The 21,356-nt window shown below is 57.4% G+C and carries 18 protein-coding genes and 1 pseudogene; 10 read left to right on the top strand and 9 right to left on the bottom strand.

Annotated elements, in window-relative coordinates; translation table 11 throughout:
• Positions 1 to 1,093 precede the first annotated feature (1,093 nt).
• From QTO30_RS00005 to QTO30_RS00055, 10 genes and pseudogenes are all read left to right on the top strand, one after another.
• Positions 1,094 to 1,477 (top strand): DUF3768 domain-containing protein, encoded by a 384-nt coding sequence (locus QTO30_RS00005; RefSeq protein WP_340421620.1) that lies wholly within the window; start codon positions 1,094 to 1,096, stop codon positions 1,475 to 1,477.
• Positions 1,478 to 1,585: 108 nt separating this feature from the next.
• Positions 1,586 to 3,397, top strand: a complete 1,812-nt coding sequence (locus QTO30_RS00010; protein ID WP_340421621.1) for a ParB/RepB/Spo0J family partition protein — start codon at positions 1,586 to 1,588, stop codon at positions 3,395 to 3,397.
• A gap of 433 nt (positions 3,398 to 3,830) precedes the next feature.
• Positions 3,831 to 5,017: pseudogene (gene repA / locus QTO30_RS00015) on the top strand (plasmid partitioning protein RepA).
• Positions 5,017 to 5,988, top strand: a complete 972-nt coding sequence (gene repB, locus QTO30_RS00025) for a plasmid partitioning protein RepB (RefSeq protein ID WP_340421624.1) — start codon at positions 5,017 to 5,019, stop codon at positions 5,986 to 5,988. Before repA ends, repB begins: the two are co-directional and overlap by 1 nt.
• A 218-nt stretch (positions 5,989 to 6,206) precedes the next feature.
• Complete coding sequence (locus QTO30_RS00030) at positions 6,207 to 7,211, top strand: helix-turn-helix domain-containing protein (protein WP_340421625.1); 1,005 nt, start codon at positions 6,207 to 6,209, stop codon at positions 7,209 to 7,211.
• Between the two features lie 107 nt (positions 7,212 to 7,318).
• Positions 7,319 to 8,140, top strand: coding sequence for a type IV toxin-antitoxin system AbiEi family antitoxin domain-containing protein (locus QTO30_RS00035; protein WP_340421626.1), 822 nt, complete (start codon positions 7,319 to 7,321; stop codon positions 8,138 to 8,140).
• Entirely contained in the window at positions 8,130 to 9,050 is a 921-nt protein-coding gene (locus QTO30_RS00040; protein WP_340421627.1) for a nucleotidyl transferase AbiEii/AbiGii toxin family protein, read from the top strand. The genes QTO30_RS00035 and QTO30_RS00040 overlap by 11 nt, the downstream gene beginning before the upstream one ends.
• Before the next feature lie 312 nt (positions 9,051 to 9,362).
• Positions 9,363 to 9,941 carry a transposase gene (locus QTO30_RS00045; protein WP_340421690.1) on the top strand — a complete coding sequence of 193 codons (579 nt, stop codon included), beginning with the start codon at positions 9,363 to 9,365 and terminating at the stop codon, positions 9,939 to 9,941.
• The gene (locus QTO30_RS00050; protein WP_340421628.1) at positions 9,928 to 11,802 is read left to right on the top strand and encodes a relaxase/mobilization nuclease domain-containing protein; all 1,875 of its coding nucleotides are present in this window, start codon (positions 9,928 to 9,930) and stop codon (positions 11,800 to 11,802) included. The genes QTO30_RS00045 and QTO30_RS00050 overlap by 14 nt, the downstream gene beginning before the upstream one ends.
• Positions 11,803 to 11,810: 8 nt before the next feature.
• Positions 11,811 to 13,814, top strand: coding sequence for a type IV secretory system conjugative DNA transfer family protein (locus QTO30_RS00055; protein WP_340421629.1), 2,004 nt, complete (start codon positions 11,811 to 11,813; stop codon positions 13,812 to 13,814).
• A 93-nt stretch (positions 13,815 to 13,907) separates the two neighbouring features.
• Here QTO30_RS00055 and QTO30_RS00060 read toward each other — a convergent pair whose 3' ends face one another.
• The 9 genes from QTO30_RS00060 to QTO30_RS00100 all read right to left on the bottom strand — a co-directional run bounded on the left by QTO30_RS00060 (position 13,908) and on the right by QTO30_RS00100 (position 21,337).
• Positions 13,908 to 14,984 carry a type IV secretion system protein gene (locus QTO30_RS00060; RefSeq protein WP_340421630.1) on the bottom strand — a complete coding sequence of 359 codons (1,077 nt, stop codon included), beginning with the start codon at positions 14,982 to 14,984 and terminating at the stop codon, positions 13,908 to 13,910.
• Positions 14,985 to 14,996: 12 nt separating this feature from the next.
• Positions 14,997 to 15,410: a hypothetical protein gene (locus tag QTO30_RS00065; protein ID WP_340421631.1), complete on the bottom strand. Its 414-nt coding sequence runs from the start codon at positions 15,408 to 15,410 to the stop codon at positions 14,997 to 14,999.
• A complete protein-coding gene (locus tag QTO30_RS00070) occupies positions 15,407 to 15,610 on the bottom strand; it encodes a hypothetical protein (protein WP_340421632.1) in 204 nt (67 codons plus the stop codon). Before QTO30_RS00070 ends, QTO30_RS00065 begins: the two co-directional genes overlap by 4 nt.
• The gene (locus QTO30_RS00075) at positions 15,607 to 16,593 is read right to left on the bottom strand and encodes an ATPase, T2SS/T4P/T4SS family (protein WP_340421633.1); all 987 of its coding nucleotides are present in this window, start codon (positions 16,591 to 16,593) and stop codon (positions 15,607 to 15,609) included. Before QTO30_RS00075 ends, QTO30_RS00070 begins: the two co-directional genes overlap by 4 nt.
• A gap of 4 nt (positions 16,594 to 16,597) precedes the next feature.
• Entirely contained in the window at positions 16,598 to 17,977 is a 1,380-nt protein-coding gene (locus QTO30_RS00080) for a TrbI/VirB10 family protein (protein ID WP_340421634.1), read from the bottom strand.
• Positions 17,974 to 18,648, bottom strand: a complete 675-nt coding sequence (locus QTO30_RS00085; protein WP_340421692.1) for a TrbG/VirB9 family P-type conjugative transfer protein — start codon at positions 18,646 to 18,648, stop codon at positions 17,974 to 17,976. The genes QTO30_RS00080 and QTO30_RS00085 overlap by 4 nt, the downstream gene beginning before the upstream one ends.
• A 122-nt stretch (positions 18,649 to 18,770) precedes the next feature.
• Entirely contained in the window at positions 18,771 to 19,424 is a 654-nt protein-coding gene (locus QTO30_RS00090; protein ID WP_340421635.1) for a virB8 family protein, read from the bottom strand.
• 15 nt (positions 19,425 to 19,439) lie between these two features.
• Entirely contained in the window at positions 19,440 to 20,249 is an 810-nt protein-coding gene (locus QTO30_RS00095) for a type IV secretion system protein (protein ID WP_340421636.1), read from the bottom strand.
• Positions 20,249 to 21,337, bottom strand: a complete 1,089-nt coding sequence (locus tag QTO30_RS00100) for a lytic transglycosylase domain-containing protein (RefSeq protein WP_445327118.1) — start codon at positions 21,335 to 21,337, stop codon at positions 20,249 to 20,251. Before QTO30_RS00100 ends, QTO30_RS00095 begins: the two co-directional genes overlap by 1 nt.
• Positions 21,338 to 21,356 lie beyond the last annotated feature (19 nt).

Below are 21,356 nucleotides of genomic sequence, written 5' to 3' on the forward strand. Positions count from 1 at the left end.
GGTGAAATCCGCGCCAATGCAGTAAGGAACGATACTGACGGCGAATATCGCTTCATCCCTTACTCAAACTAAGACGTCTGGCGCGGGCTTTGCCCGCGCCTTTCCCTTATGTGCGTGCATAGTTTCATCAAAATCCCAAGTTTGCCGCTAAGCTCCCAATCCGCCTGCTATAATCCAAATGTGGACGATGCTTGTGCTTTCTTAACGCATGAAACGCAAAACTATTGATTCAATTATGTAGTCTTTGGGTTCTTCTTTGGCTTCCAGATTGAGATATTCAAGTCGAAACGGGACAAGGCTGGCACCACATCACACCCCTACACTAAGGCTTGAACCTCACTTCAAGGACCTGGACAATAACACGGATTGCGGGCGCAACGGTTTGTTGGTCGGGCTACCCTGGCGATCAAATGACCGTCAAAGCGGTGAACGACCTTAAGGTCTGTCTATGCGCGATGCGATCCGCGGGCCGAAAGTGGTGCGCGGGATACCGCAGGATTCTGTCCGGACTTACGAGGAACCACAAGAGCGTCTGAAACGTAAACATGAATATCTTAGCTGTATGCACCGCCAATTAGGTTGATTGGGCCCCTGCCCCGCCCTATGGGCGCGTCAACGCCGCTCTAGGCTGCGTCCTGCAAGCCGTATTGCGCCCAGAACACCTCTCCCCTGCCCTCTTCCTCATACAGACACTTATCACTGATGGAATTGAGCCGGTATGTCTTCTGCTTCTCGTATTGGGTTCGGGGCGAGGTGATCTGCCCATTCGGGTAACGATCAGCTGGTGCAACGGATCTCGCCCGATCCTGACTTCATGGTCCCTAGGGGTTCGCGCAAGCGCGATACGCCGCTACGGGACGTTTGCTTTAGAACCCGCTGGGTTCTCGCGCAGGCAACCCCAAAAGAGCAAAACCGTGTCCTCGGACTTTGCCTGCGGGCCGCACCACTTCTGCACTTTTGGGGTGTGCCTTTGCTCACTCCGGCACTTCGCCAGTGGGTCAGGTTTTGGAGACGACGCCCTCAAGGGGCTTTTCTCAAAACCAGACAACCTATGGGGCAAAGACCCCAACCACACCACAAAGGAGTAAGCGGTATGACCCAACGAAGTGAGCCCGATGACGAAGCTGAGACCAACGCAATCATTGCAGAACAAAACGACAGGTTCCGCACCACTTGGGGCGCCGACTTTACCGTTCCCGGCCAAATCGTTCTGACACGCAGCGTGGCAGACCTCTCGCCAGCAGCCAAAGCCATCATCATGCAGCGGGTACAGAATTTCTCAGAGTTTACCGAAGACAATGACCCCTACGGCGACCACTCCTTCGGAGCCTTTGAGTTCGAGATCGCAGACAACAGCTACCACATCTTCTGGAAAATCGATCTTTACGATCAAGACTACAGCATGGGCAGCAATGACCCCAACAATGTGAAAGTCACGCGGCGCGTTCTCACCATCCTACACGCCTCCGAATACTGAGTGAGATGCGCCCGCGTTATGGGCGCATCCAATCAACGCATCTGCGTGCCCCGACCATCGATGGCAGGCGCTGTTTCAACCCTTCAAAACTGAACAAGGACAAATCCAATGAACGATCAATCGAAAATCTCTGCTCCTCTCGAAGAAATTCCCTTCACTGACCTCCACATCTCCGACCTCAACCCGCGCAAGGAAATCCACGAAGCGAGCATTGCCGCCTTGGCCGAAAACATCAAAGCCTACGGTCTTATCCAAGACCTCGCAGGTTTTCGCGATGTGAAAGGAGTAGGCGTGGTGGTCGGCGGGCGTCGCTATCGCGCTCTCAAACTTTTACAAGATGATGCACGATTTCAGATGGTTACAGTTAAGATGGCCCCAGATCAGGCCACGGCAGAATACTGGGCAACGTCAGAGAATGCGCAACGTGAAGCCCTCCACCCCGCCGATGAAATTCTGGACTATGGCGCAATGGAAAGGCGTGGGGCCACTGTCGCTGACATTGCAACAGCCTACGGCGTCACCGAAGCTCATGTGTATCGCCGCCTCGCCTTGGCCAACCTCCCCTGCCCCGTCATTGACGCTCTGCGCAGCGGTGAAATCGGCCTCTCCAATGCTGCAGCCTTCACCATCAGCGATGATGAAAAACGCACCTTCGAGGTTCTTGAGAATGTGCGTGGCACCGGTGAAAGCGACCATCGCATCAAGAAAATGCTCAAACCCGAAGCCGTTAGAGACAGTGATCGCAAGGCCGTATATGTCGGGCTTGATGCCTATAAGGAGGCCTGTGGCCGCACGAGCACCGACCTCTTCGCAGATGAAATTCTGATCGACGATCCTGCAATTCTCGATGATCTGTTCAGCAAGAAGCTCGCCGATGCATCCGTGGAACTGATTGCAGAGGGCTGGAAGTGGGCAGAACCCATCAACGAAAGCTATGTCGGCTGGTATCAGATCGAGGAGATGAAACTGGCACGCATCTATGCCGACAATGGTGAGCTGAACGAGGACCAAAGCGACGAATACGATGCCTTGGCGGAATTGGCCGAAGGTGACGCGCTGGACGACGATGGTCACGCAAAACTGGCGGCACTTCAGCTTATTCTCGATGGGACATTTACCGAAACGCAAAGGGCCCATGCGGGCGTTCTCGTCTATGTGGACCGTGCCGGAACTCTGCAATACGAAACAGGTCTCATTCGCGGAAGAGACAAAAAGGCCGCCATTGAAGCAGGCGTGTTGGCCAAATTTAATAATGCTGGCAGTTCAGGCACCAAATCACCGATCACAAACAAGCTGCGGATAGATTTAGACCGCATCGCGACTGGCGCTCGGCAGAACGCCGCCCTGAGCGATCCAGAGCTTCACTTGGCACTCCTAGCGTTCCAGCTGTCAGGCAAGTCAGGCTACACACGCGTCCTTGGCTTGCAGGAAACCGAAGTGCCAAACGTGCCAACAACTGAGATGGCAGGCTACGTTCTCGACGTACGGCTGACCAAAGCAACCAAACCCGCAAAATTCGGCAGTGACATGCCCCGTGTGTTTCGAGCCTACAAAGCCAAAGGCCCCGAATTTGTCATGGGGGAGGTTACCCGTCATCTCGCTGCCCTGCTGAGCGTTGATGAAGGACTGGGGGAGGTCATTGATAAACTGGTCGATACTGACATCCGTGAAAACTTCACACCAACGGCCGCAAATTTCTTTGGTCGCATTGGTGGACCATACCTCAATGATCTGTGGTGCGAGTTGCTCGACCTCTCAGAGGATCACCCGACGGCAACCACCTTTGCCAAGCTGAAGAAAAGCGAAAAGGCCGAGAAGTTAGAGGCTCTGTTTTGCGATCCAGACATGTGGAGCGCTCAAGGCGTCACAGACGCCCAAATCAAACGCATTAATGCATGGCTTCCAGAAGTTATGGCATGATCACGAGGCGGGGCGCGTTCTAGCGCCCTGCCCTACCGTGTTCAATCCTTGTGGTGAGGATCAACTGGCTTTGCGAAAGCGGAGCCTTTTTTGTGCGTGAGAGATGGCCATACCCGCATCTCGTTTTGAGCTGCAACCCAGTAAGGGTGACCTGATATCGCAGGGAGTGACCCCCTGCCCCTTCAGGCCCGGCGCTATTCGCGCGGCTTCGCTATCGCGAAATCCCTTATTCTAGCACCGAGATGATGGGCTAAACGGAGTTTACAGCTGTAAACTTACCGTCTATCACTCCGTAGTGCTTAGTGTCTTATCTTGCGCAAACCATTGAGCTAGACACTAAATATGAGAAAATCATTGACTTAGGGTGGTGAATCGACCCTTTTATCCCCAAGTGGCGCGAAAAAAGCCACATTGAGCAAATTGGGGCAACCATATGATTCTCGCGACACCAAATATTACCGACAGACCCTCCGAGTTGGCAACGGACATTTCCGAGCGGCTGAACCGAGCAATCAGCGAGCATCTCCTGACCGCTTTTGCGCCCGATAACACCAAATCATTGCGAGCGTTCTCAGCCCCAGAGGCTGCAGAACTGCTTGGCGTATCGGGCCAATTCATGCGCAAGGTCCACGGTGAAGGCACGATACCCGAACCGGAAGACGTGCGCGCAGGTCGACGCTATTACAGGGCCCAAGAGCTTTGGGACGCCCGCCAAATCCTTGAGAAAACGTCTCGAACAAAAGGAAGATACGTCCCCGGACGCAAGGACGGCGAACGTTTGCAAGTCTGGCAATTGATGAATTTCAAAGGTGGGTCCAGCAAGAGCACGTCGACTATCCATCTGGCCCACTATCTTGCCCTGCACGGCTACAGAATTCTTGTGGTTGATCTGGACCCTCAAGGATCACTGACCTCGATGTGCGGCATCAATCCAGAGATCGAGTTTGATGGTCTGACTGTCTATGATGCCATTCGCTATGACGATCCGGTTCCGTTTGCAGACGTAATCATACCAACCTACTTCCCAGGTCTATCGCTTGCCCCTGCCCGCCTTCTCTTGTCGGAATTCGAGACTGAATCCGCGGTAAACTCCAATCCAGACCAGCCCTTCTTCCTACGCATCCGCAATGCTTTGGAGCAAGTCGAGGATCAGTTCGACATCGTTTTGATGGACAGCCCACCACAACTCAGCTTCCTCACGATCTCCGGCATGGCCGCGGCGACATCGTTGATAGTTCCGCTCACTCCGTCGATGCTCGACGTATCCTCAACCGCTCAGTTCCTGGAACTCGCAGGCGCCTATATGGGCGTTATCGAAGATGCTTAGGCGCTCAGCTGCAATATGATCACTTCAAGTTTCTGATCACCCGAGATGAGCCGACGGACGTGCCATCCCAGCAGTTGACCTCGTTTATGCGCGCGCTCTTCATGGATCGCGTCATGACCGCCACCGCGCTCAAGAGCACGGCGATTAGCGATGCAACTATGCTTAAGCAATCAATTTACGAAGTCGTCCGCTCTGAGATGACGCGTTCAACGTATGATCGCGCCAAGGATTCAATGGATGCCGTGGGAAGCGAGGTTGAAGCTATGATCCACCAAGCATGGGGGCGTATCTGATGGCGCGTAAATCACTTCAAGACCTCAGCGGCATTGCCAAGACAATTGCGGAGTCCCGCCCACAGCCTAAAGGCCGCACTTCAAAACCAGCCGCACCGGCTCTGGGGGCCCTTCAGGGTTCGCTCTCAGCTATTCGCGAGCTGGACCCGGCCCTGATCGACGACTGGGGTCCTAAGGACCGCCTCGACGGGTTTACAGCTGTAAACTCCGACGAGGATGCCGACGGCTTTGAAGTCCTCAAGGCCAGCATCGAGGAGAATGGCCAGCAAGTCCCTATCTTGGTCCGCAAAGCAGAGACAGATGGACGGTTTGAAATCATCTACGGACGCAGAAGACTACGTGCCTGCCATGAACTCGGCCTAAAAGTCCGCGCCAATGTTCAAGATCTCGACGACGCGACTGCACTTCTAGCCAAAGGCCTTGAGAATGCTGCGCGGCGCAATCTGTCCTTTTATGAGAAAGCAAGGTTTGCCGCAGTCATTCAAGCCGCAGGACACGACACCAAAACCGTGCGGCAAGTCCTCAGCCTGTCTAAGTCGGGGCTATCGCATCTGACTAAAGTTACGGACAACATCCCAGACGATGTGGGCGACCAAATCGGAGCCGCGCCTAAGTCGGGACGGCCTAAATGGACCGCGCTAGCTGAAGCGTTCCTCTCAAAGAAAGTAAACGCATCATCGTGTTTTGCGATCTTGGCAAAACTGAGCACTGAGCTGACGTCGGACGACCAGCTTGATCAACTCCTCAAAGAGATCACGCGTCGGGGCGCGCGCCCGAGCGAGGGCAGGGAGGTCACGCCCGTTCCAGGCGTCACGATCAAATCTGGCCGTGGATCAATCGCACTGTCCATCAAAAGGGCAGGGGAGAGCGCTGCCTTTGCGGAGTGGCTCGACCAGGAACTCGAAGACATCATCAAGAAATCCTACCAGAAGTTTACAGCTGTAAACCCTGAGGATGACACCAGAGGCTAGAGCAACAAAGGAGGATGTAAGCAAAGAGAAACCCCCGAAACCGGAGCTTCGAGGGCTGAACGTATTTCTACGCTTCTCAGATTAGACACCTGAATCGTAGCAGCCACCGAATCGCGAAGCAATAAAAAACGCTCTTGGGCGGACGGGTGGTCTTTGCCTACCGGCAAATCATGAGAACATTACAAGGGACGGCTCCCACCGGAGCACACTCGTCGCGCATGTCGACGGGGCAGGGAGGTATTGCCGAAAGCAAATGGCAACTCCTCAAAACAATCGAAGACATCCGAGAGCCACTCGGGCTGAAGGGAACATCAATCTCCCTTCTAAGAGCGATGATCTCATTCTTGCGCGTAGATAGCATCGACGCTGCCAGAGACGATGGACATATCTGCTTTGCGTCGAATGCCTCATTGGCGAAACGTGCGCATGTCAGTGTTCAGACCGTTGAGCGCCACATCACGAAACTGGTTTCCTTGGGCCTGTTAAGCCGTAGATCAAGCGGGAATGGGAAACGTTGGGCTCGTAGAGACCGGCACGGTAACATTGTGTTGGCTACAGGTCTTTCACTGTTGCCTCTCGCAAAACGCTACCATGAGTTCCTGCGCATGGCACAAGAACACCAAGACCTCAAAAGCGAACTGGCAAGGCTCAGAGATATGTGCTCAGCGGCCCTGGGTGACCTCAAATCGCGCCTGTCGCTCTCAAATTGGGACGAAAGCCTTCTCACCAAGGCCCGCAACCTTCTAAGGCGGCGACCAGACAAACAGGCTTTGAGCGATCTTCTGAGTGAAATCACCGTGGAAATCTCGAAGATAAGCTTCGAAGAACCGGAAGATTTGAGGGACACTGCCCCCGAAATTGAGGGGCACAAAGAGACATCCAAGAGTCAGTCAGTAAAAGAAGATACTTCTTTGAAAGTTGAAGTTGACCAAGATCAGATGGAACGCGCCTACCCAAAGCTGTGCCTGGAACTCAGGTTTGCAAAGAACCAAGACGACTGCCGTCGCCTGATGGACGATCTAGCTGGCTTTCTAGATCTTGGGAACACGTGGTTTGCGATCAAGGACCTTGGTCCAGCGCTTAGCTTCATGATATTGGGCTATTTGCTGGAACGTACAGAAACGATCAGCAATCATCGTGGATATGCATTCAGACTCGTCCAAGACTTGACCAACAAGAGCCTTGATTGGCGCACGCTTCTGAAGAGGCCAAGATCGAATTGAATGTGGCTCTTGAAAGATCGGCATATTTCAGTGCTTTAAGCGCTGAAAGCAGAATATTCCTAAAGAGTTCTTGCTCTTCTCTTTGAAAATTTGATAATTACAGCGTTATGAGCACTGAAACGACAGGAAAACTACAGAGGGTTCTCAATGCGGTTCCAAATGGCTACATGGTGGATGCCAAGTGGTTGACACAGAACGGTATCGCCTATGAAACCTTCCGAGACTACGTGAACCGAGGATGGTTGAACCGTGTTGCGCAAGGTGTTTTCCAACGCCCAGATGGAACCGCCATCTCTGAAGACCCCATAGATTGGCGCGCCTGTCTGCTTTCCTTGCAGCATATCATGAAGCGAAACCTTCATGTGGGCGGCACAGCCGCTTTGGCTGAACAAGGCTACAGCCACTACCTGCCTTTCGGACAGACGCCCGCACTGTGGGTCTATGGATCAGATATCCCAAACTGGCTTGCAAAGCTGCCACTCAACCGCAACGTCATAACCCGCAAGCCCACACTCTTTGAGGATACGTCTCTAGGGCTCATGGAGGGCACCGCTGGCAATAATGTCATGACGTCAAATGGCTGGCGGCTCACCACGTCTACGCTAGAGCGCGCAATACTGGAAGCCATAGATGAACTGCCTGACGACGAGAGCTTTCACAACCTTGATATGACCTTTGAAGGCCTCACTACGCTGCGACCCCGCCTGCTGACTGAGCTTCTGAAGACCTGCCGCAAGATTAAGACCAAGCGCTTGTTCTTTGTCTTCGCCGACAAGCACAACCACGCCTGGAACAAGCAACTCGATGCGGCAAATTTTGATCTTGGAAAAGGGGATCGCGCCTTTGTCAAAGGCGGGAAGATGCATCCACGTTACAGGATCATGGTTCCGACGGATTTTGTGCCAGGGGAGGATGCTGATGGCGCGTGACCCCTATGCGGCACAGGTCGCGCTCTTGGTCCGGATTCTGCCGCTCGTAGCGAAAGAGGAAATCTTCGCGCTTAAGGGCGGAACCGCGATCAATCTGTTCTATCGAGACTTGCCACGCCTCTCTGTTGATATCGATCTGACCTATTTGCCGATTAAGGACCGCACTGAGAGCCTTGCCGAGATCAATGCGGCGATGGACCGGTTGGTGAATTCGATTGAGGAAGGCATTGCAGGTGCTAGGGCGCGGCGCATTGAGGGTGGTGGGGGAGGGGCCACACGGTTGGCCGCACGGCTTGGCGCAGCCGAGATCAAAATCGAAACATCTCCAGTGACACGCGGCGTCATCCACTCTCCAAAACTGATGACGGTTTCGGATGCGGTTCAGGCGGAATTTGGATTTGCAGAAACGCAAGTTGTTTCCTTTGAAGACCTGTACGGTGGCAAGCTTCATGCGGCTCTTGACCGACAGCACCCGAGAGACCTCTTCGACGTCAAGCTCCTCTATGAAAACGAGGCTCTGACTGACGCGTTGTTTCGAGCGCTCTTGATCTATGTTGCCAGCTCCCCTCGGCCCGCGCATGAGCTCCTAAATCCGAACTTCGCTGACCTCGAGCAACACTACGCGCAAGAATTCCTAGGTATGACAAAAGACCCAGTCAGCCTAGACGAGCTTGTCGCCGTTCGGGCGCGATTGGTTGATGAAATCCGGGCACGTCTTGATGATGACGCGCAGGCCTTCTTGCTCGGCTTGCACAATGCCGAACCCAACTTTGATGCGATTGGACTTCCTCAGGCCGCTGACTTGCCAGCGGTCAAATGGAAGCTGCTGAATCTCCGAAAGCTGATCGAAAATAACCCCGCTAAACACGATGAACAGAGAGCAGAGCTTCTCACGCTTTGGACACAGTAGCATTGCAGTAGCGGCCTGACGTTTGAGCCTGCAAAAGTGCTGCACAGCATGAGTTTTGGATTCATTTGCCAACCGAACAGAGTATTCCGTGTCAGCTGCAGGTTTACTTCTCGATTTGGGACCAGCCACGAAGCGTTTCCGAAGTGGCCAGTAAGGTCGTGGCCTCGCGCCTTCCGCGCTCGGCCTGAAACGGAATTCAAGGCTGCCGGATATCCAATCTACATAAGTATATTATTGACATACCAATATAGCATCGTATGCTGAGTGCAGCCTTGAATGAAGTTGGCAGGAAATAGGGGGGCTTTCTTCCGCATGTCCCGATCGAAACGACTGAGCGAGCATGAGAAGATGGAGATCGTTCGCGAGGCCGCGGAAGGTGTCTCGACGTCGAAGCTTGGCGAGCGCTTCGGGGTGACGTCGCGGGCGGTTCGGTATGTCCTGAAGGCCGACGAAGATAGGCAAAAGAATACTGCCGTGGCGACGGCAGCCGTGACCGTAAAGCTGACGCCCGTGGAGCTAGAGGCTCTCGATGGCGTGTTTGCTACTGCGGGGATTGAGACGCGCACAGAAGGGCTCAGACGGCTCATGCAGGCGGCAGGCGGCACCTTCGTTCCGGACGTCCAACTGGCCGCCGAAATGGTGCGCTATCGTGCGTCTTTGAATGACCTGGGGAACGGGGTCGCGCAGCTCACGAAACGGATGGTGGAAGCCAATCAAGCGGGGCAGGGGATAGCGCCTTTCTCCGAGCTGCAGCTCGCCCAGTTGCGCGGACTGGCGCGGTTTGTATTGGACTCTGCGGATGAGATCGACCTGCTCGTACGCCAGCGTCGCGACGCGATGCAGCTGGAGGTCAACGCCGCCTTGAGGGAGTTTGCCCATGCCGCAGAATGACGCCGTAGATGCCGTCACTGGGGAGGTGTTCCAGGATGGCTGGAGCCGCATCCGGGGCTCGATGCAGGGGCTTCATGTTGCCAAGCAGAAGCAGCTAATCCGAGCGGCAGCAGGTCATCGTGCAGCGGTGTTCAAAGCGATCCGTGGCGGAGGCACGAACTCCAAATCTGAGCTCTCTAACCAGCTTGGATATCTGACCACGAAGTCCACCCACATCGTCGACAGTTCGGGCTTCCTCGATGGCAAGGCGAAACTGGAACCGAAGGAGATCAAGAACCTGGCGGAGCGTTTCGCGAAACGCTGGAGCGCGGGGTTCAAGCCGAAGCTTGGGCAGACAACACACATGCTCCTCTCCTACCCTATCGGAACGCGCGGCGAGGATGTTCGAGACATCACAGCAGCTGTCGCCGAGAGGTTCTTTCAGACTGACGAAGGACACTTCGATTACATCATTGCGGTCCATGAGGACCGGGATCATCCCCATGCCCACATTGTTCTGAACCGGCGCTCCCAAGAGGGGGAGTTCTTTTTCCTCGGGCGGGACCACAGGTTCAACTACGATGACTTCCGCTTGGCGATGGTCGAGGAGGCGGAGACGTTCGGCGTGCGTCTCGAAGCCACCCGACGGGTTGATCGGGGTATTGTACATTATCCGGCACGCACCCGCGAGGTTTATGCCGCCAAGGAAGAGGGCAGGGCTCCTGAGCCTCGGCCACGGGTTGGGGCTGACTCGGAGCGCGCGCTGGCCGAGATCGCGAACACGAGGAAGGTGTTCCATTCGCTCGCCGCGGAGGCCTCGCGAGAAGCCCGCGAGGATATATCCGATGCGCTTTTCCGAGCCGGAGAGCTTTTGGCGCGAGGCGGAAAACTGAATTTGGACGGAGGTGTCTATATGGCCGAGGAGCAGAGCTTCGATGATCTAAAGATCCGCTACGCAGAACAGGTCGAGCGCGTGCAGAACGTGATTGCTGACAAGCCTGAGGCAGAGCGCCCGGCCCTGGAGCGTCGCCTCAACGATATCCAGTCGCGTCTGGCACACATGCAGCCGCTTGGGTTGCGATCGGTGACGCTCACTGAGAAGCCATCAGAAGGCGGGGTCTACTCGGAAGCCAATATTGACCGCGATCAGTTGGAGCGGCTGCGGGAGCCGGACGTCCGGGCGCAGGTCGACACTGCTCTCAGGGGAACAGGGATTAGCTCTTCGGTGGTCATCGCTCGGATGGAGACGGGGGCACAAAACGCGGCGCTCGAACGGCAGTGGATTGCGGATGATCTGCAGCGGGTGGCAGAATCCGACGGGCTGAATCTGGAGCGTCGTTCCGATCTGGAGACCGCCCGCGAGACGCTCAATCGTGCCCATGTGCAGCTTGGGATCACGCTAGAGCGAAATGAGGTTTTGCGTGACGACGGCGTCATTGAGGAGCAGCAGGAAGAGCTGTTCACAGATCGAGGTGAAAGGCTGACCGAGGCCAAAACTCAGACTGATACCGACCGAGAGGCGTCTGAGACCCCTCGCTTGGACGGAGAGGTACAGCGGGTCATCGACCATGAGCGCGCTGGCAATCTGACTTCACCGTTCCAGGATGAGGCTCAGGGGCTGAGCTATCGCGAAGCCGTCGAACGTGAGCTCGCCGAAGAGCAGATCGACCAATTGCGCGAGGGGGATGTCGATGTTCTGAAAGACCAGATCGACGACCGCCTTGACCGCCTCTACGCGGCAAAAGCCTACCTGAAATCCGATGCTGCGACGGCCAATAGCGAAGCCGCGCGCGTCGTCGTCGAAGAGATTGGTGACCGCGAATACGAGCTACACCGGGCCGACCTTGTGGACGGTGAAAGCGAGCGTGGGGAAACTCACTGATGGCTGGCATGGGAAGAGGTCGTCTTGCCATCGGCGTGATGCTGGTCACGCTCGTGGCCATCGCCATGGGCTATGTGATCGCCTCCGCTGTCCTGACCTTCCGTGATCTGGGCTTACAGGCCGATATCGACTTCTTCTACATCGCCGAGAACTACTTCGCTTTGAGGGAGGTTCGACCAGACGACTTCCGACTCATTAACCTGATCATGGGTGGGGCAGGGGTCGTGGGTCTTTTGATGAGTCTCGCCATGTCCGGCTCGGCATTGACCCGCTTTGGATACACCCACTGGCAGACCCGCCGCGAAATGAAGCGCAATGGGTTCTTCGGAAAGCCCGGCACCGGGTTCGTGATCGGTAAGCTCGGAAAGCCATCCTCACGCGCGTCGTTCCTATGCTCGAAGACCTATCCACACGCGTTGATCGTTGCACCGACCGGTCGCGGTAAGACCACCGGCTTCGTGATCCCGAACCTTCTGACGTGGCAGGGCTCGACGGTCGTACTTGATGTGAAGGGTGAGTGTTTTGAGGCGTCTGCCCGTCACCGCGCGGCGCAGGGAGATGAGGTGTTTCGTTTCGCACCGACCGATTGGGACGACAAGCGCACACATCGCTACAATCCACTTTTGCGGATTTACGAGCTAGCTGACCCGGCGCGTCAACAGATGGAGTTGCAGCTGCTAGCGACCCTCTTCCTGCAAAACGACAATGACCGTGTGCAGGGGCTTCTCAAAGGCGGCATCGACCTCTTCGCCGCCGCGGGGCTCTTGGCATTCCAGCGCAGGCGCCCGACCCTCGGCGAAATCTACCGCATCGCAGCCTCGGGCGGAAATAAGCAGAAAGAATATCTGGCACGGTCGCACGAGGTGGAGAATGACGCGGCGAGATTGATATTCACGCGGCTGGCCTCGACCAACAACGACACCCTTACGTCTTATGTCTCTCTCCTCATGACGTCGGGACTCGATCAATGGCAGAACCCGGCCATCGATGATGCGACAGCGGTTTCGGATTTCGACTTCCGCACCATCCGTAAGAAGCCGTTCAGTGTCTACTTGGTGGTTCAACCGCTCATGGTAAAACCGCTCGCGCCGCTCATCCGGCTCTTCTTTTCAGACCTGTTGTCGGCCTTGCAGGACAAGGAGCCAGGATCAGATGAGCCCTGGCCTGTCATGATCATGCTCGACGAGTTCAACCGGCTCGGGAAGATGCCGATTGTCGCCGAGAGCATAGAGGTCTTGCGGGCTTATCGAGGGCACTTGGCGGTCGTCACACAGACAATCCCTGCCATCGATGAGATTTACGGCGAGAACACGCGGCGAGCGCTGCAGGGCAATGCGGGCATTAAGCTGTACCTCACGCCCTCCGACGAGAAGACCGTAGAGGAGTTAAGCAAGGCCGTAGGCAAGACCACAAAGACTGTGGTGACGCGCTCTCGAGCAGTTGGTAAGAACCCCTTTGAGGGGCGAAGTCAGTCGGAGCGAACCGAAGAGGTCTCGCTCCTGCCCGAGGATGAGGCTCGTCGGTTGCCACTTGATGAGATCGTCGTGGTTGTCGATGCCCAAATGCCTGTAAGGGCGAAGCGGGTGGTGTATTTTGAGGACCCGTTCTTCAAGAAGATACATGCGTCGCAGAAGGGGGAGCTTCCGTTTCCGGACCTCTCAGTTCCGCCAATGGGCGAGTTGCCGTTGAGCGTTCGGGCAATGCCGACCGCGCCGCGTGGGCCCGGTCTGACCGAGCAAGACCTGGAAGCGAGAATGGGGACAAGTGAGCACAATACAGGCACGTCCCGAGATGACGATACAATACTGGATGCGCTACGGGATCGCGCGGTTATCCTTGCCGATGATCAGCGCCAGTTTGAGATGAATTTCGAGGCCCAGAACGAGTTGAGTGTGGTGACAGCAGGTGCGGATGATGTTGCGCTGGTTGAAGATGCGCTTGGAGATCTTGAGCGGTTTGAGGGAGAGATTTCTGGCGACACTACGATCCGCGAGAAGGTCAGAAACTCATAGCAGACTTTCATGCGGATCGCCGCGATTGACTATGAAGTCCGCAATGTGGCCCGTGATCCAAGACCGACCGACGACCGCTGTCACTCTGTCTGATTACCTTCGTCCAAGCCGTCCCAAACGTGCCAGTTGGGCCAGCATCTGGGACCCGGCCCCCGGTGACCCAGTGGCGCTTGCCTGACCCGTCTGTCCCATCCCCTGCCGCACCGGCATCTGCTGCACTCCGAAGAATTGCCGCGCTCTAAGGGCGGCATATTCCGCGCCGCTTGCCCCACCGATTAGGTAGCGGTTGTAGGCTTGCTGGCTGCCCATCGCGGCGCGGGCGAAGTTGTAGCCGCCGCCAAGACCGCCGGAGAGGGCGGGCATCATGATGTTTCCCGAGATCGCGCGGACGATAAACGGCGTGGCGATGATGAAGCCCTTGGCCATGAGCACCATCATGAAGAAGGGGATGAGCGCACCGATATTTGATGCCCCTTCCGGATCTCCTAGCTCGCCTATCAGAGCGGAGGAAACGCCGGTGATCGTCGCGAACACGCTTACCACGACGATGGGGTAAAGCGCGAAGGAAACCAGCGCGGACAGCCAGCGTGCGAAGTAGTCTTTGGTCACTTCGAAGAGGGTCAGGAATATCATCACTGGGGCAATCCCGATTAGAAGTGCGATCATCAGACGGGATGCCACGAGGATAAAGGCAGCCAGCCCTCCGAGGATCGAAAGCAACAGCACCCCGACAATGTCGAGCATGGCCCCGGCCATCCAGTTCAACTCGGAACCAGCGGCGTTCAAGTAGTCCCCCAACTCCGCGATCAGCCTGTCAAACTCTTCGGCAAAAGTTCCAGAGGGACCCGGGGTACCGCCACCGACCGAGGCGACAAGCGCGCCCGCAATGCTGTCGATGCCCGCCAGGATAGCGGCGGAAAGCGCGTTGAACTGCACCCAGTTGGTCGCGAATACTCCGATGAGCCCGATCTTGACCGCGAGCCAGAAGGCGGTGCGCCCGTCCATTGCCTTGTACTGGTAGATCATGTTCAGAAAGACGAAGATCACGACCAGCGTCGTTCCAAGCACGAGCAGGGTGCCGACAGTCGCTGCGACCGAGCCGAACTGGGTTTCAGCAGCGGTGTCGAGGTAGCCTTGGGAGGTTTCAACGAAATAGGTGACAACGCTCATCTTTCAAATGCCTCACCAATTTCCAGCAGTTTCACAGATTGCCTTGGCCTCTGGGCGTAGGTCGTTGGCGCGTCGGTTGTAGGTGTCTGACGCTTCCAACATGCCCCACCGTTCGGCATCTTCATAATTGTCATGGAACGTGGCTAAGGCTTCGTCCCAAGCCGGAAAGCGAATGGCGCAGTCGCACTTGCCCGTCGCCACGATCCTTTCCATGTTTTGTGCACGATAAATGTCTTGTACCAGAACGCGTTGATAGGCCTCGCGGAGTGGGATCTGCTGCATCCACTCTGGTTCAGGCGGGTGATCCGGGCAGACGTCATGGTCGTGTTCCAAGCTCGGGATGATATCGTTCTCCGCAAGAGACTGTTGGGCAATCAAACCCAGCAACAGTGCAGTGACGATCGTTTGTGGCCTGAAACGCATCATGAGGCGGTCTTTGAAGGCTGTTCGCTTGTGATCTCACGCTTCAAAAACGCGGAATGTCCGACATTGGCGAACTCAGAACTGCTGATCGAAACAACTTCCCAGCCATCTGCGCCTTTGTTGTTGAGTGCGGCTTTCATCTCGATGAGCGCTGTTTTGTGATCCATTGGAAAGGAGAGGATTTCATATTCGAAGGTCTTCATCGGGAAACTCCGATCTCTGTTATTCCGGGGAGGTAGAATTCTGTGATGCCACGTCGGCCGTCGTGGCGACCGGCCTGGATGATCACGTCGATGGAGTTTTCGATGTACTGGATCATGTCGGCATAGGTCATTGGGAATTCGGTCTTGAGCGCAGCGATGGCGAGGCGCTGCACGGCGAGTTGCGGGGTCTCGGCGTGCAGGGTGGTCATGGACCCGCCATGGCCGGTGTTGATCGCCTCGAGGAACGTCATGGCCTCTTTCCCACGCACCTCGCCCAGGATGATCCGGTCCGGGCGCATGCGCAGCGTCGCGGTGAGCAGCACATCGGCGGTCAGGAACTCCGCGTCGCGACTGGCGATGAGCGTCACGGCATTTGGCTGGGTCGGTAGAAGTTCGGCGGCTTCCTCGATGGTAACAATGCGTTCGACAGACGGCACATGAGAGAGGATCTTCCGCGCGGCGACGGTCTTGCCGGTGGAGGTGCCGCCTGAGACGATCATGTTGAGCTTGTTCTCGACGCAGAAGGCCAGGGCATCGTCGATCACGCCTGCGGCCACCACCTCGCGGAGTTCGCGGGTTTTCTCGAGGCGGAGTTCTTCAAGCTTGCGTTCTTTGCCATATAGGAAATCAAGCGCGATCCCATCAAGTGGCAGGCTTGAAAAGAATCGCAGGCTGATCGACATCGCCGAGAGCACGGCGGGCGGGTTGATGACCTGTGCCCGGATAGGGCGGCCCTTGTAGGTGATCGAGACCGAGACGATCGGGCGGTCCTTGCTCATCGTTGTATTGGCAGAGGAGGCGATCTGGTTGCCGAGGTCCTTCACTTCTGTCGCGGTCAGCTTCTGGTCCAGCTTTCTCATGAAGTGATCGCCCTGGAATTCTCCCCAGCAGGTCCCGTCGGGGTTGATGCAGATCTCGATGACATCGTCGCGAGCGGCGGCGTTGATCCGGTCGAGGGAGGTCTGGAGATAGCTCAGCGACATGGCCTCAAAAGATCTCCAGATCGCGGTCGACCATCACCGTAACGCGCGCCCCTTGGTCGATATAGATGACGGGTCCGATGGAGAGGTAATCGCCAATCACGCTGTCCGTGGCATCGGCAAGATCATCGCCTAAGTCTTCGAGCACGTCGGCGGCGGTTTCGTCCTGGACATTTCCGGCGGCGGCGCTTGGTGCGGCGGAGATCAGCGAAATCAGCGCTGCCGAGCCAAAGCGCTCATCAAACCGTGTATCGACAAAGCCGGTCACGCCGGAGCGACCCAACTCATCACCGCCGAAGGAGCTGATCTGGATGGTCTGATTGTCGGGCAGGATGATCCTGTCCCAGGCGATGGTGACCCGACGCTGCGCGATTTCGACGCCAGAGCGATAGCGCCCGATGAGGCGGGAGCCGCGCGGGATCAGGAGGCGGGAGCCGTCGAAGCTGAAGACATCTTCGGAAACGACGGCGCGGGTCTGGCCGGGCAGGGAGCTGTCGAGAGCGGTTTCCATGACGGCCTGGATCATCGTTCCCTGAACAATAGTGTTAGACGGATTGGCAATGACTTCCGCTTGCGTAACGGACGTGGGTAGCGCGCCGTTCAGCACGAAATTCGTCACTTCGCCGAAGGTACGTTCGGTCAAGGCCGTCTCATTCGCGCCGGAGGTCCCACCAAAGGCGATGGTGGGCGAGGTGATGCGGCGCTCCTGAAACGCGCGTTCCTCGGCGGCGCGCCGCTCAAGTTCCGCGAGACGTCTTGCTTCCTCATCGCGGCGGAGCCGTTCTTCTTCCCGCGCACGCAACTCGTCTTCGGTGGGACCGATGGGTGCCGGAAGGGGGCGATTGGCTTCGAGTTGCGCAAGTTCGAGGTCCATGCGGAGTTGCTCCAGCTCGCGATCGCGCGCGGTAAGCTCATCTCGAAACTGCTGTTGCGCGGCTTCTGACGCTGTTTGCAGCGCCGCGATCTGGGCTGTCAGCGCATCGATGGCTTCGGCGGCAGCCGTGTCTTCTTCGACCACCGGCTCGGGCGCATTGCGCAATTCTTCGATCTGGGCCTGAAGGGCGGCAAGTTGCGCCAAAAGCTCTGCGTTCGGTTCCATCGGCTCTGTTGCGACCAGCACCACCTGGGGCTCCGGTGGAGGAAGGGTTTCGATGGCGCCAAACCCGTCGCCTTCGTTCTGGAACACGTCCGGCGTGGCCGTAGGCAGAGTTTCCTCTTCCTCGGGTTGGGACATGGGATAGAGCAATGCACCGCCCGCGCCGATCACGAGGACGACGACGAATGCGAGAAGAGGTGAGCGCCGTGGGGCAGGGTGTGAGCTCGCGCCCTTGCCTTGTTCGAGGGCAGCGAGACGTTTCTCGAGGTCCCCGTTTCCGGTGTCGCTCATGATCCCACTCCCGCAGGCGGTGTGGCCTCGATACAGACCACCTCGTCCCCGATCCGCAGAACCCATTGCCTGTTTACCCCGGAGACCCGGATCACGCCGTCTTCGGTGGCTTGAGTGTTGACCGTCCGTTCTCGGCCATTGGCGTAACGGAAGATCGCGGGCACCGGCGCGTTCCGCGGGAATTCGAAATACGTAAACGTCCCGTCATTCCAGACGCGGGTTGGGGTGAACTCGGCGCGCGCGCTGGCTCCGTAATTGTAGTTTGGCGCTTGGGCGGCGATGGCCCGGGTCGGGCGCGCAGCGTCGTCCGGATATCGGAACTGGACCACGTAAAAGGTTGGGCTGCGGGTCTCCTGGACGTTAAAATAATAACTGCGGCGGTTGGTATAGACCGTGACATTGGTATGGACACCGCGTGCGACGGGCTTGATCGCGAAGGCCTGGCCGCCAGGCACACCGTCGATCTCGAAGCCCTCCGTGTCGCCGGCGATGATTGAGCGGATGCTTTCTCCCTCGCCGAACTCGATGGTGGTCACATGGGTCAGCGAGACATTGAGACGATAGACTTGGCCTTCCTGGTAGGTGGCCAGGCGTACGCGGCTGTCATTGGGGCCGCCACGCGGGATGGCTTCCGCGAAGGCAAGGCCGGGCAACAGGGCAATCAAGAGCATGACAAGTCGAACTGGGAAAAAACATGCGTTTCCGGAATGAGTTGCGTCGCCAATACCCTGCCGCGCTGCGCGCTCTCGGGACATTGGCGACAAGATATTTTGAAGTGAATTCCAGAAACGCATTAATTCTCCAATCTGTCGGAGCGGATGGAATATTCGAGGACCGTGAAGCCGAAGGGGTTGGTCCAGACCTCGTCGATGGAGCGACGGGTCTCGGGGCGGAACTCGAAGAGAAGTGTGGCGGTGAAGAGCCCGGTCTGGACCCCGTTGATGGATGTCAGGCGCTTGCGCAGGCGAACCGTGGCGCGGTTGGTGCCGATGCGATTGATGCTGTGGATTTCCACATCGAGCCGGGCATTAGGGCCATAAACTGTCGGCGGGTAGTTCTCGTTGGAGCTGTTCCAGATTTGGCGCAATCCGCTCTCGGCCGCACCGTCCGAGCGACGCAGTACGCTGCGGATCCGCAGATCGTTGTCGAGCTGGTTGTAGACCTCTCGATCGGTCACATAGCGGAACACCTCCGCCTCGATGATCGCCTGGTTGGCGGTCACCGAGGAGGCGCCGACCGAGGCCTCGGGGAGTGCAAAGCCGGTGGCGGGATCATAGGGGACAACGACGGGGGGCGGATCGACATCGAGGATCGCGACAGCTGCGGCGCTCAGGCATCCTAGAATGCCGAAGACGAGCCCGATGAGCCCAAGGCGCTGCCAGAGCCGTTCACGGCGCAGGGCACCATAGACCAGCTCTTCTTCGATGATTTCCTGTTCACTCGCCACGCGTCACACCTCAAATCAATCTGCGCGTAACTCGGGCAAGGTGAAATCCATGAACCGCTGCTCTTCGGCGATTATGGCGGCATCGATCACACCGCCGGTGCCGTCGCCCACGGTCTGCACCGCTTCAAGCTGCCACATGGCGACGAGCGCAATGGCGAGTTCCGCCGTCACGCGAGTATTGAGGTCGATGCTTTCCTTGAGCTCGTCCATGTCATCGATCAGTCCGACGAGCCGGTCGACGCGTTCGAGCGACTGGCCTGCATCCTCGTAGCTGTTCTGGGCCGCGGCCGAGACGAGCGCGCCGGTCGTGGCTTGTGTCGCCACACGGTTGGCCCCGGAATTGCCGCTGGTGGCCATCTCGGAGAGCGTGTCATCGTCAAAGCCGAGATCGGCCAGCACCCGATCCATCTGGGTTTCGATCTCGCCCGCGCCAGAACCGGAGAGGCCAGAGAAGTCCCCCCGCTTGATCGCTTCGATGGTGGCGAGGATGTCTCCGAATTCCTGGTCGAGCAGGCCGTTCAACTCGTCTTCCATCTCGGTGCGGATGATTTCTGGAAGCTCTGCGAGGCGGGTGAGGGCGTCGTAGGTTCGTTGCAGCTCCGCGAGCTGGTCCGTGAGTGTCGCAAGCTGTTCGCGGAGCTGCGTCAGCTGCTCGTTCTGCAAAATCTCGTCTTCGATCATTTGCCGGAGCTGCTGGATGTTTTGTGCGATGTTCTGGGTATCGACGACGGGCACGCCTTGCGCCATGACGGGGGTGAGGGTGCTGAAATGCAGACCTATCCCAAGCGTCGTGGCCAAGGCCATTCTCATGAGTAGATGTCCCATCAATCAATCTCCCTGATTGTGAATTCCATGAATGCGCCCTCGGCCATACGGGCGCTGGCCTGGGCCAGCTCTTCGGCGGAGAGAACGCGGGTCCGCGCCGCCTGAAGCCGAATACGCGCGGCGACGAGACGCACGAGTTCGGCGCGCGCATAGGTGTTGAGCGCGATGCTCTCCTGAACGTCTTCGGTCTCAGAAATCCGCTGGACGATGTCCGCGATGCGCAGGGCGGCCTGCCGGATCGCGGCAGGCGCGTTGTTGCCATAGAAGGCCGCACCATGCCCGGTGATCGAGAGGTTGGCATTGGCCAACAGAGCGGGGTCGATCGTGCCGAGCGCTTCGATCCCGCCGATGCGGCTCAGGTAGAGATTGTAGCGTTCGGGAATGACCTGGACGTAGTGCTGGGTCTCGGCGAAGGGCGGCACACCACCATATTCGAAGACGCGACCGGGTCCGGCGTTATAAGCCGCGAGGGCGTTGATGATATTGCCGTCGAAGGTGTTGAGCTGGGTCGCGAGATAGCGCGCGCCGCCATGCACCTGCAGATAGGGGCTGTCATAGTATTCCGGGTTGATGCCGAGATCGCTGGCGGTGCCCGGCATAATCTGGGTAAGGCCGAAGGCGCCGACAGGCGAGCGCGCGCCGATGGTGAACCGGCTTTCCTGCCAGATGAGCGCCTGCAGCAGAGCCCGCCATTGAACCGGGGAGAGACCCGCGCGACCTACTCCCGCAAAGCCGCTGGTCTCCTGGGCCACGCGGATAATGAGCTGCTCGATATTTTCTGTCGCATCCCCGAACATCTGTGCGCCGCCGGAATTGGGATCAATCTCACCCGTGCCATAGACCGCCTCGACGGAACGGTCGGGATCGCCACTGCCACTTTCCAGACCAGAGACCATGGTAAGCAAGCCCTGACCGCCGAAGCTTGTCTGGGCGTCGAGGATACGTTGGAGGGTTTCGAGTTGCTCCCGTTCGATTTCGGCAATGAGTTCACGCACGGCAAGCTTGTCGGCCTGAAGGGCCAAGTCTGCCTCGCGATCGACGGTCTCGACGATATCGCGCGCGGTCAACCCGCTGTCATTGGTCGGCACACCTTGGGACAGGGCGAGA

The sequence above is a fragment of the Yoonia sp. GPGPB17 genome (assembly GCF_037892195.1).
GTDB lineage: Bacteria > Pseudomonadota > Alphaproteobacteria > Rhodobacterales > Rhodobacteraceae > Yoonia.